9 protein-coding genes and 1 pseudogene are annotated in these 10,898 nt (G+C 73.1%); 5 read left to right on the top strand and 5 right to left on the bottom strand.

Translation table 11 applies throughout. The features are described from left to right. The 3 genes and pseudogenes from ACWGIF_RS10990 to ACWGIF_RS10980 all read left to right on the top strand — a co-directional run. A pseudogene (locus tag ACWGIF_RS10990) lies at positions 1-560 on the top strand (hypothetical protein); the annotation flags it as partial. 424 nt (positions 561-984) lie between these two features. After that, positions 985-1,530: a hypothetical protein gene (locus ACWGIF_RS10985; protein WP_453494289.1), complete on the top strand. Its 546-nt coding sequence runs from the start codon at positions 985-987 to the stop codon at positions 1,528-1,530. Positions 1,531-1,648: 118 nt separating this feature from the next. Beyond that, positions 1,649-3,994 (top strand): bifunctional polysaccharide deacetylase/glycosyltransferase family 2 protein, encoded by a 2,346-nt coding sequence (locus tag ACWGIF_RS10980; RefSeq protein ID WP_453494286.1) that lies wholly within the window; start codon positions 1,649-1,651, stop codon positions 3,992-3,994. 18 nt (positions 3,995-4,012) lie between these two features. Here the strand turns inward: ACWGIF_RS10980 and ACWGIF_RS10975 are convergent, their stop codons facing one another. The 3 genes from ACWGIF_RS10975 to ACWGIF_RS10965 form a co-directional block, all read right to left on the bottom strand. Continuing rightward, positions 4,013-4,867 carry a DMT family transporter gene (locus ACWGIF_RS10975; RefSeq protein ID WP_453494283.1) on the bottom strand — a complete coding sequence of 285 codons (855 nt, stop codon included), beginning with the start codon at positions 4,865-4,867 and terminating at the stop codon, positions 4,013-4,015. 138 nt (positions 4,868-5,005) lie between these two features. After that, complete coding sequence (locus ACWGIF_RS10970; RefSeq protein WP_453494280.1) at positions 5,006-5,803, bottom strand: ATP-grasp domain-containing protein; 798 nt, start codon at positions 5,801-5,803, stop codon at positions 5,006-5,008. Next, entirely contained in the window at positions 5,800-6,783 is a 984-nt protein-coding gene (locus tag ACWGIF_RS10965; RefSeq protein WP_453494277.1) for an ATP-grasp domain-containing protein, read from the bottom strand. The genes ACWGIF_RS10970 and ACWGIF_RS10965 overlap by 4 nt, the downstream gene beginning before the upstream one ends. A gap of 151 nt (positions 6,784-6,934) precedes the next feature. Between ACWGIF_RS10965 and ACWGIF_RS10960 the strand changes: the two genes are divergently transcribed. Both ACWGIF_RS10960 and ACWGIF_RS10955 read left to right on the top strand, forming a co-directional pair. Next, positions 6,935-8,353, top strand: a complete 1,419-nt coding sequence (locus ACWGIF_RS10960) for a hypothetical protein (protein ID WP_453494274.1) — start codon at positions 6,935-6,937, stop codon at positions 8,351-8,353. Between the two features lie 9 nt (positions 8,354-8,362). After that, a complete protein-coding gene (locus tag ACWGIF_RS10955; protein WP_326586405.1) occupies positions 8,363-9,094 on the top strand; it encodes a DUF7873 family protein in 732 nt (243 codons plus the stop codon). Between the two features lie 399 nt (positions 9,095-9,493). Here the strand turns inward: ACWGIF_RS10955 and ACWGIF_RS10950 are convergent, their stop codons facing one another. Beyond that, positions 9,494-10,216 (bottom strand): anti-sigma factor family protein, encoded by a 723-nt coding sequence (locus ACWGIF_RS10950; RefSeq protein WP_453494271.1) that lies wholly within the window; start codon positions 10,214-10,216, stop codon positions 9,494-9,496. Further along, positions 10,213-10,824, bottom strand: a complete 612-nt coding sequence (locus ACWGIF_RS10945) for a sigma-70 family RNA polymerase sigma factor (RefSeq protein WP_453494268.1) — start codon at positions 10,822-10,824, stop codon at positions 10,213-10,215. The genes ACWGIF_RS10950 and ACWGIF_RS10945 overlap by 4 nt, the downstream gene beginning before the upstream one ends. Positions 10,825-10,898 lie beyond the last annotated feature (74 nt).

The following is a 10,898-nucleotide window of genomic DNA, read 5'->3' as shown; positions in this document are numbered from 1 at the left end:
GTACACGGGCGCCCCTCCGCCTTGCCGGGCACGGCACCGGACGCCGCGGGCTCGGCCGACAAGATCCGGAAGAGACGGCCTACGGCAGCGGCGGCAGCGTGTACTTCGGGATCGAGGGGTCCTTCGGGTCGAAGGGCGTCGGCTTCCAGTCCATCGTCGGGATGTGGGTGGGCGCCGGAGGCGGGTTGGGGCCCCGATGGGGGTTCTGCGGGACCTGCGACGGGCGGGCGGTGCTCCGCTGCGGCGCCGGCGCCGACCCGCGGCTGGGCGAGGGCTTCGGCTCCGCCGGTGGAGGCGAGACCGAGGCGGAGGGCCCGGAGGCCGCCGACTGCGAGGGCGTGGGGGAGGGCGGGGCCGTGGCCGCCTCGGCGCTCGCCGTCGGCGTCATGCCCGGCTTTTCCGCCGGCGGGGCGGCGCCGCCCGCACCGCCGGAACAGCCGCTCAGCAGCAGGCCGCCGACCAGCATCACGGTCACGGCACCCGGCACTCTGCCGCTGGAGCTCACGCCCACCACCCCACGCTTCCTGCGTTGTCCACCCGTTCGACGCGGGCGATCGTAGCCCAGCCCCGCGCGCTGACGAAGGTGGCGCCGGCCAGGCGCCAGGCCACCGCCGGGACGCCGTCGACGACAGGACGAGGCGCCCATCGAGCCGACCGCGCGCCGGGCGGGGTCCTGGTGGAGGCGAGACACTGCTCCGGTCGCCCAAGCAGGACCCCTCTTGCCCCAGAGGACGGGCCGTCGCCCCGGAGCGCGGCTCACCGGCGGCGGCCGCGAACGAGGCGCCGCCGTAGTCGAGATGCATCCGTACTGGCGCAAAAGGCATCCAACCGGGTGATTACGGTTGGCATCGTGTGGAAAGGGACCGTTCGGCGCCGGGAGTGACATCGACGGCGGCTCCAGCGCTGAAGGGCATGAGCCGCCCTTTCGACCACGACCCTGCCCCGACATCCGACTCGTCTCCCGATCCCCAGAGGCCACCCCGCATGCACCCACCACTCGGTATCCCGGAACAGGACACGATGGAGCTCTTCCTCGGTGACGTGGGTGCACCTTCTACGGCGCAGGGGCCGCCGGCCCCGGCCGCCGCCGCGTCCCCGGTATTCGTGGACACGTCGGGGCGCAGACAGCGCCGGGTGCGCCGCTGGGGCTACATGCTGGTGGTACCGGCCGTCGCCTACGTCGTCCTGCTCATCAGCACCGTGCTGGGCGGCCCCACCATCCAGTCGCCGTTCCTCCCCTCCGCCCAGGCCCCGCACCCTCCCGAGCCCCAGAGCACGGCCGGCACCCGCACCGGCGGACCGTCCACCCCTGGCGCGGCGAGGAGCGGCAGCCCGCGCCCGACCCCGGCAGCCTCGCGCGGTGGTGCGCCCTCCCCGGCCGCCGCGACCGTGACCGGCGGTGCGACGCCCGGCGGTCCGACGACCACGACCGAACCGGCGCACCCGGCTCCCTCGCCTCCCGGTGGGGGGCGAGGCCGGGCCACCGAGCCGCCGGGCCAGGGCGGCGGCAAGCCCACTGTCCGGCCCTGAGCCCGGCCGGCCCTGAGCCCGGCCGGCCGGGCGCGGACACGCCGCCGGATCCGTATCGCCCCGTACCGCCCCGCATCACACTGCACCGCCCCATGCAGCAGGCAGGAAGACTCACCCCTTGTCGAAAAACCGTCGCCGTCGTTCCCCCGGCAGGCACAGCTCCGTACGCAACGTCCCCCTGCGCACCCACTGGCTGCTGCTGAGCACCCTCGTGCTCACCCTGTCGGCGGCGCTGCTCCTTCAGGGCTACACCCAGCACCTGTTCGACTCCACCCCCGACGCGGCTCCCCGCGAGCGGGGCCCCGGGACGTCCGTACCGGCGGCGATCAGCTCCGGCGGGCCGGTGATCGAGGGGGCGGCCGCCCGCACCGCCGCCCCGAAGGCGCGCACGATCGCCCTGACCTTCGACGACGGACCCGACCCCGTCTGGACCCCGAAGATCCTCGACGTGCTGCGCCGCAACGACGTGCGCGCGACCTTCTTCACCGTCGGCACCCGGGTCGCCGAGAACCCCGACCTCGCCCGGCGGATCGTCGACGAGGGCCACCAGATCGGCCTGCACAGCTTCACCCACACGGATCTCGGCGCCGCGTCCGCCTGGCGGCGTTCGCTGGAACTGCGCGAGACCCAGCTCGTCGTCGCCGGCGCCACCGGCGTCACCACGCCGCTGCTCCGCCCGCCGTACTCCTCCACCAACAAGGCCCTCGGCGACGCCGACTGGAGCGCCGTCGTCCAGGCGGGGAAGGAGGGGTACCTGACCGTCCTGACGACTCTGGACAGCCAGGACTGGCGACGCCCGGGCGTCGAAACGATCGTCGCCGGCGCCACCCCGAAGGACACCGCCGGGCAGATCCTGCTGCTGCACGACGCGGGCGGGGACCGCACGCAGACGGTCGCGGCGCTCGAACAGCTCGTGCCCAGGCTGAAGGCGTCCGGATGGACGTTCGCCACCGTGGGCGATGCGGTCGGCCTCCCCGAGGCCGTGCAGCCGGCCGAGACCGCGGACCGATGGCAGGGCCTCGCCCTCATCACCGCGATCCGCACCAGCGACTGGATCCTCGAAGGCCTCTCGTGGCTGCTGTGGGCGGCGGGCGCGATCAGTCTGCTGCGTGCGATCGCCGTCTTCGTCGCGGCCAGGCGGCACGTGCGGATGCGGCGCAAGCCTTGGGGCGCCCCGGTCACCGAACCCGTGAGCGTCATCGTCCCCGCCTACAACGAGAGCGCCGGCATCGAGGCGGCGGTCCGCTCTCTGCTGGCCTCCGACCACCAGGTCGAGGTCATCGTCGTCGACGACGGATCCACGGACGGCACGGCCGAGATCGTCGAGGCGCTCGGGCTGCCCGGCGTGCGGGTCATCCGGCAGCAGAACGCCGGCAAGCCGGCCGCGCTCAACACGGGTATCGCCGCGGCCTCCTGCGATCTGCTCGTCATGGTCGACGGTGACACCGTCTTCGAGCCGGACGCTGTACGCATGATCGTCCAGCCTTTCGCCCACCGCCGCGTGGGTGCGGTCTCGGGCAATGCCAAGGTGGTCAACCGGGGCGGGCTGCTCGGACGCTGGCAGCACATCGAGTACGTCGTCGGCTTCAACCTCGACCGCCGCCTGTTCGACCTCGCCGAGTGCATGCCCACGGTCCCCGGTGCCGTCGGCGCGTTCCGCCGCGAGGCACTGTTGCGGGTCGGCGGGGTCAGCGACACCACGCTGGCCGAGGACACCGATCTCACCATGGCCCTGTGCCGGGACGGCTGGCGCGTCGTCTACGAAGAACGGGCCAAGGCCTGGACGGAAGCCCCCGCCTCGCTCGGCGCCCTGTGGAAGCAGCGCTATCGGTGGTGCTACGGCACCCTCCAGGCCATGTGGAAGCACCGGGGCGCCCTCACCCAGCGGGGGCAGGCCGGCAAGCTCGGCAGGCGTGGTCTGATCTATCTGCTGATGTTCCAGGTTCTGCTGCCCCTCCTCGCGCCCGTCGTGGACGTCTTCGCCGTCTACGGCCTGGTCTTCCTCGACCCGGTGCGCATCCTCGGCCTGTGGACGGCGTTCCTGCTCCTCCAGGTCCTGATGGGTCTGTACGCGTTCCGCCTGGACGGGGAGCGGCCTGGACCGCTGTGGAGCCTGCCCCTGCAGCAGTTCGTCTACCGCCAGCTCATGTATCTGGTCGTGATCCAGTCGGTTTTCACCGCCATCGCCGGCTCCCGCCTGCGCTGGCAGCGGATGGAGCGCTACGGCAGCCTCCAGGTGCCCGTCACCCCGGCCGCGCCGCTGCCGCGGCCCCCGTCCGAGCAGCTGTACGATCACGCGTTCGCGTCCGAGGCACAGCCGGCCCCCGAGCCGTGGGCGGGTCCCGCGGGCGATCCGCACGGCGGTTACGACGCGGACCCCGTCTGGGCGTCCCACCCCTCTCCGCCGTTCCCGCACAGCCCGCAGAACCACGTCTGGCCCTCGCAGGAGCACCGCGACCTGTAGGCGCCGGCTCCGAAGCCCTCACGGCGCGCCCTCCCCGGCCCGGGCGAGGGCCAGCACCCCCGCGCAGACCAGGGCGATGCCCAGCAGCTGGGGGAGCAGCCACCAGTCGGACCGCAGGTGTTCCTCGTACAGGACCACGCCCAGGGCGACGCTGACACTCGCGTCGCCGAGCGTCAGCGCGGGCTGCGAGGCGACCAGCGGGCCGCCCTGCATGGCGTGCTCCAGCAGCAGCAGGGCGCAGATGCCGCTCGCGCCGAAGGCGTACGTCTCCCAGGTGCTCAGGAACGCGCCGAGGCCGCCGTCGTCGAGGACGTGCACCGCGGATTTCATCAGGGCGGCCGTGAGCGCGTAGCAGACGGCGGTGGCCGCGCCGAGGCAGCCGGCCCGCGCGCGGCCGGGCGGGCGGCGCAGGCCGGCCGCGGCCAGGGCGGCGACGACGACCGCGCACGCCACCAGGGCCACCACCCACCGCTCGGGCGGCACATCGGTACGGTTGCCCGCGGGCGAGGCGGCCACCAGCGCGACCCCGAGCCCCGCCACCACCCCCGCCACGGCCAGCCACAAGGCCCCCGGCAGCCGCTGCCGCGCCACCAGCGAGGCGATCAGCAGCGCGAGCGGCAGCTCCAGAACGAACAGCGGCTGTACGAGGGCCAGCGCGCCCGTGGCCAGCGCCGCTGCCTGCCCGACCCCGGCGGCGATCACGGCCAGGATCCCGCCGAGCCACACCGGCCGCCGCAGCAGGTCGACCACCAGGCCGAAGCGGAAGCCGTCGCTCTGCGGGACGGTGAGCGCGGCCCGCCGCTGAAGCACGGTGGCGAGCGCGTTGCTCAGCGCCGCGAACAGCGCGAAGAGGACCGGCAGGACGACGCCCATGCCCCGATCCTCACCGCGCCCCCCGTCCGACCGCGCCACGACACCGGGCCGCGGCCGCCGCACCGTCCGCATTCGCCCGTCCGGACCTGCCGTGCGGGGTCCGGCGCGCTCCGCCCCGTCGCAGGGCCGGCGCCGGGGTCAGGCGCGCTCCGCCGCCCGGCGCAGGGCCAGCGCCGCGAGGGCCTCCGGGGCGCCGGACTGGCCGCGGATGCCCGGGAAGGCGTTCACGTCCACGATCAGCGGCGTCCCGCCCCCGGTGTCGATGATGTCCACGCCGTACACGTCCAGCGCGAACACCCTGCCCACCTCGCGCAGCAGGCCCGCCCATCCGGAGGGCAGTGCGTCCACGGACAGCGGCAGGGTGGCGCCACGCCCTCCGGGCGAGAGTTCGGAGCGGCGCCGGGCCGCGAAGATCTGCTCCCCGATGGCCCACAGCTTGTGGTCCCAGCCGCTGTTGGCCGCGTACTCCTGCACCACGACCGGCTCCCGAGGCCACGCCTGGGCCAACTCCCGCAGCCCGGCGGCATCGTCGGCGCGTGCGACGAGGTCGCCCCGGCGGCTGCTGCGGCTCTTGACCACCACGGGGGTGCGGAGCGGAGCTCCGGAGGCCCACTCCGAGAGGGTGCCGACGGTACGGGTCGCGGCGAACGGCAGCCCGGCCCGCAGGGCCAGCTCCGCCATCTCCGTCCGGTCCTGGCACAGCGCGGTGGCCGCGGCGGAGTTCACCACGGCCGCCCCCCGCCGTTCCAGGGACCGGGCGAGCTCCAGGGCGTGCGGCGTCCGCGACTTCAGCAGGTACACCTCGGCCGGCGGCAGGGTCATGTCCCCGGGCGTGAGCGGATCAAGCGCTTCGACGGAGTGCTCCGGGGCGAGCAGCGCGGTGGCGGCCGCGAGCAGCGGATGCCCGGGCTCCGGGGTGATCAGGCCGATCCTCATGTGCCGTCCCCCGCCCGGGCGGAGGCCTGTGCCGGTATGACGGGTACCGGCGGCACCGGTACCGCCGGCACGGGTGCCGGGGTGGCCTGCGCCGACGAGAGCTGCGCCGGGATCGAGAGCGGCAGCGCGCAGAGCCGGGGCTCGGTGGTCACCGGCGGCGGCACCGAGCCGCCCGCCCGCGCCAGTTCCAGGACGGCGCGGGCCACCAGCGCCGCCGCGTCCGGCACCTGACGGAAGCTCGGGAAGTCGTTCACGTCGACGACCACGGGACCGTCCGGGCCCAGCAGCACGTCGACCCCGTACAGGTCCAGCCCGTAGACCGCCCCCACCTGGGCGGCGATCGCCGCCACCTCGGACGACAGCGGCACGCGCCGCTCCCGCACCGCGGGGTCCGGGTGCAGCGGGGAGCAGCGCTCCGTCGCGAACAGCTCCCCGCCGACGCCGTACACCTTGATGTCCGTGCCCGAGTTGGGCACGTACGGCTGGGCGATGAGCATGCCCTCGCCCGCGAGAGCGGGGAGCATCGACTCAAGCCGCTCCGGCGAGGACACCAGGTGCACGGCCCGTCCCGAGCTGCCGTCGGCGGGCTTGACGACGAGCGGGTACTCGGCCGCCGGTATCTCCCGCAGCAGTTCGGGGCATGCCACCGCGTACGTGGGCGGCAGCGGCAGTCCCCGGCCGCGCCCGATGGCCGCGGCCAGCGCCTTGTCCCGTACGCCCCGGATCGACCGGGCGTCGTTGACCGTGGTCATGCCGGCCGCCGCGGCGGCTTCGAGCAGGGTCAGCCCCGGGCCGCCGGACACCGTCTTGAGTACCCAGGCGTCGTGCGCGCCGGCGTCCACGGCCTCGGTCATGCGCAGCAGCGAGCCGCCCGGCCGCACCACGTCCACCCGGTGCCCCCACGCGGTCAGCTGCCCGATCACCTCGTTCGGCATGCCGTCGTGGCGGTAGTGCTCCTCCACCAGGAAGCAGAGCCTCATCGACCTTCCCCAAATTCCCCGGACGTCCGCCGATCCCGTCCGGCGAGTTGTGACGCCACAGGATGTCATGGACCCCAATATGCTGATCGGTCCGGCTGTGGGCTTCCTTGCTACGCTGCCCGCTTTGGATCATCGGGGGAGGGATCGGGGCATGGGCGACGAGTGGACGGGGCTGCTGCACGGGCTCGTATGGAACAAAGCCGCGCCGGTGGACGTGTTGCTGCGACTGCTCGGCCACGAAGACGAGCGGGTGCGACAAGCGGTTGCGCAGCGCGCGGTTCTGCCTCAGGAGGTGATCGAGGCCGTTCTGGTCCACCCGGACCGCCGCGTCAGGGCGGCCTTCGCCGAGAACGCCGACGCCGACCCCGACCAGCGTGCCCGACTGGCCGACGACCCGGATCCGGCGGTCCACCTCACCCTGGCGATCGGCCCCATGCTCTACCGGCGGCCCGTGGCCCCGCTGCCCGACTGGGCGTATGAACGGCTGTTGAACCACCCCAGAGCCCTGGTGCGCCAGGAACTGGTCTCGTGGGGCGCCCCGCCCCCGCACATCCTGGCGGGCCTCGCGGACCACGAGGAACCGCTGTTCCGGCAGGCGGCCTGCCGTGTCTGGGACCGGCTCGCAGACAAGGCCCGGGAGCGGCTCCTCCACGACGAGGACGCGGACGTCCGGCAGGCCGCCGCCCTGCAGGTCTGCCATGAGGACGAGGAGCGGACCACCTGGCTGGTCGGTCGACTGGGGGACGGGTGGCGGGCGACCGAAGTCCTGGCGAGGGGCCGGCTCACCCGGGAGCTCGCCGAGCGCGTGGTCGCGGAGGGCGAACGGCTCGCGGCGATCGCCGGCAACCCCTCGCTCCCGCCCGACCTGGTGGCGCGGCTGGCCGTCGACCCCGACCCGCTGGTCCGCCTCCAGGTCTCCGCCCGTGCCGAACTGAGCGAGTCCGAGCGCGCCGCCATCGACTACACGGTCGGTTCCGAGGACCGGCTGTCCACCCTCGACTGGGTGTGGGAACGCCGCGAGGACGGCGCGTTCCTGCGGGGGTGCGCCACGTCCGCGCACACCTGGCTGCGGCGCAGCGCCGCCGTCTGCCCCGGCCTGCCGGCCGACGCCGTCGAACTGCTCGCTCGGGACGAGGATTTCGCCGTACGGCTGCTGCTCGCCGAGTTCCATCCGAAACCGCCGCCCGAGCTGCTCCTCGACCTCTACCTGAACGGCACCCACCGCGCCGTGGGCATGCTGGTCGTCCGGCCGGGCTTCCCGGCCGCGGGGCTCGCCGCGCGCCTCGGCGACTCCCCGGACCCGCGGGGCCGGCGCCTGGCCCTGCGCGACCCGGGTCTGGAGCCGGAGCTCCTGGACCGGCTCAGCCGGGACCCGCAGACGCGCGCGGACGCCGGCCGGGACCCGCGGCTCCCCGTGGCCCGGATCCGCGAACTGCTCGCCGATGACGACCGGGGCGCGGCGGCAGCCGCAGCGGCCAACCCGGCGCTCCCGCCCGAGGACATGCGCCGCCTGCTCGACCGGGCCGGGGTGCCGGAAATCCGGGTGAATGATCGGACAAGCGGCTGCTAGGTTGATCACGTGCCGAAGCTGAATCAGATCATCGCAGTGGAAAAGGGCGTCAAGTCCAAGTCCCTCCAGGAGCTCACGCAGGCTCACCACGACGTCCAGAAGCCCGCCCTGCTGGCCGGCATCTCGCGGACCTACCAGCCCAAGGACGAAGAGGGGGAGCAGCTGCCTCCCGAGTCCACCCGGGTGCAGGTCAAGGCCGAGGACGTGCTGCGGGCGACGGCGGGGACCCTGACGCGGCTGTTCGACGTCACGGCGACCAAGGACTGGGCGAACCGCTCCGCGGCCGCCGACGTCGTCGTGGACGGGACGGTCCTGCTGGCGCAGGTGCCCGTGCCCTACCTGCTCTTCCTCGAGAAGCAGCTCACGGACATGAACACCTTCGTGCGGAAGCTGCCGGTGCTGGACGCCTCCGAGTCCTGGAACCTGGACCCGTCCACGGACTCCTGGAAGACGGACCCCGTGCGCACGATCCGCACCAAGAAGGTCCCGCGCAACCACGTCAAGGCCGAGGCGACCGAGAAGCACCCGGCGCAGGTCGAGGTCTACTACGAGGACGTCCCGGTCGGGTACTGGACGACCGTCAAGTTCTCCGGCGCGCTGCCCGCCCGCCGGGTGAACGAGCTGCTCGACCGCGTGGAGAAGCTCCAGCAGGCCGTCAAGTTCGCCCGCGAGGAGGCCAACAGCGCCGAGGTCACCGACCAGCGGGTCGGCGACGCGGTGTTCGGCTACCTGTTCAGGTAGCCCCGAAATCTCCCTCTGTATGTCTGCAGGGGGTGCGCGAGAGCGCAAGCTGAAACTGATGTTGAAGCTGAACTGGGGTGTCAGTTGGGGGTTCGAATCCCTCCCCCGGCATGTGCGTGCCGGGGTGGCCCAAGCTGGTAGAGGCGGCCCCGTAAATCTCAGATTCTCGCTCCAGTCTCAGTATTCGCCGCCGAACACCGGATCGACCGAGCGTGGACGATCATCGATGGATGGGGGTTCAAGTCCCCCCTGTGCCTCTCCTCGTGGCGCGGTAGTTCAAAGGTAGAACACGTCGATCTCAGAATGATCCGCGACTCTTAAACGTGCCGGTGTGCGCAATTGGGTGGCACGCAGGAGCCCGGGAGCTGGATATGCTCCCGGGCTCCGTCACGTTCCGGATCAGACGGTTACCGACACGAACGTCCTGCCCGCCTCGTTCTCGACCAGGATCGCCTTCACGTCCGCCTGGTCCACGGCCGCCGATCCGTCCAGCGACGCGCCCTTGGCCTCGCCGTTCTGGTTGCCCACGACCCAGCCGCCGGCGGTGGTGTGGGTCCCGTCCTTGGAGACCACGACCAGCCGGCACCGCTCGCCCGGCGGCACTCCCGTGACCGCCGCGTTCACCCGCACCCACTTGGCGGCCGGCGTCATCCGTACGGTCATCCGCGCGCCCGTGCCCGGATCCGTCGCAGAGGCCACCTTGGTGCCCTTCGGCGGCGGCGACGGGTCCGCGGTAGCCGTCGGGGACGGTGGCGCGGGCAGTGCGACGGGCCCCGCATCGGCGGCGCCGAGCTGGGCACCGGCGAAGAACACGGCCGCCAGCGAGGCCGCCACGGCAAGTCCCGCGAGCCCCGCGCGCCTGCGCTGCTCACCGGACCGCTCACCGCGCATCTGCCGCAGGGTGCGCTGGAGCAGAAGATCCCCGCCCTGCGGCGGGCCGTCGAGGAACGCCTCGTCGGGCACCTCGCCCAGTGCCGCTTCCATCTCGCGCAACGCGCCCACCTCCTCCCGGCATTGCACGCACCAGCTCACGTGTTCCTCGATCCGGCGGACCTCCTCGGCGTCCAGGACGCCGAGCACGTACGGGCCGAGCAGTTGCTCCTCGTGCCGCTGCCGGTTCATGCCACCACCTCACGCAGTCCGGCGGGCTGCTGGGGCGGCCTGCCCGATCGTTTGCCTTCTCTATGGCTGCTGTCTTTGAAGCCGTCGCTCTTGAAAACATCGCGCAGCGCCTTGAGCGCGTAGTGCGAACGCGATTTGACCGTACCCGCCGGAATGCCGAGGGCGTCGGCCGCCTCCGCGACGCTGAGCTGTCGGTAGTACAACTCCTTCAGGACGTCGCGGTGTTCCGGCGACAGCTGGTCCAGGGCCCCCAGGACCGTCATGCTGTCCACCACGGAGTCGGCGTGGTCCGCCTCCACCGGGGGAGCGGCCGCGGAACCCGAGACCTCCGGGGGCCGGGCGGCCTTGGCCCGGTAGCGGTCGGTGATGATGTTGCGGGCCACGGTGAGCAGCCAGCCGCGCACCGACCCCTTTCCGTTGACCAGGACTTCGGAATGCCGCCAGGCCCGGATGAGCGTCTCCTGGACGATGTCCTCGGCGGCGGCCCGGTCCCCGGTCAGCCGGGTGGCGTACGCGAGCAGGGCGTGGCCGTGCTCCTCGTACACGGACTTGATCAGTGCCTCGTCGGTCGAGCCCCGCCGACTGCGGGGCCACAGTGGTCCGGCCATCTCACCCTCTCCGTCTTCCTCGTTGCGTGGTGCGGTCGGTACACGTGAACGGGGGTGCCTCCGGTTCACGTGAC

The organism is Streptomyces sp. NPDC054849 (genome assembly GCF_053610945.1).
This window is presented reverse-complemented; position numbering and strand designations above follow the sequence as displayed.

Bases quoted from the DNA above. Each gene is read 5' to 3' on its own strand.
- ACWGIF_RS10965 (WP_453494277.1), bottom strand. From the start codon at position 6,783: ATGAGGCTCTGCTTCCTGGTGGAGGAGCACTACCGCCACGACGGCATG.
- ACWGIF_RS10975 (WP_453494283.1), bottom strand. From the start codon at position 4,867: ATGGGCGTCGTCCTGCCGGTCCTCTTCGCGCTGTTCGCGGCGCTGAGC.
- ACWGIF_RS10950 (WP_453494271.1), bottom strand. From the start codon at position 10,216: ATGAACCGGCAGCGGCACGAGGAGCAACTGCTCGGCCCGTACGTGCTC.
- ACWGIF_RS10970 (WP_453494280.1), bottom strand. From the start codon at position 5,803: ATGAGGATCGGCCTGATCACCCCGGAGCCCGGGCATCCGCTGCTCGCG.
- ACWGIF_RS10960 (WP_453494274.1), top strand. From the start codon at position 6,935: ATGGGCGACGAGTGGACGGGGCTGCTGCACGGGCTCGTATGGAACAAA.
- ACWGIF_RS10985 (WP_453494289.1), top strand. From the start codon at position 985: ATGCACCCACCACTCGGTATCCCGGAACAGGACACGATGGAGCTCTTC.
- ACWGIF_RS10945 (WP_453494268.1), bottom strand. From the start codon at position 10,824: ATGGCCGGACCACTGTGGCCCCGCAGTCGGCGGGGCTCGACCGACGAG.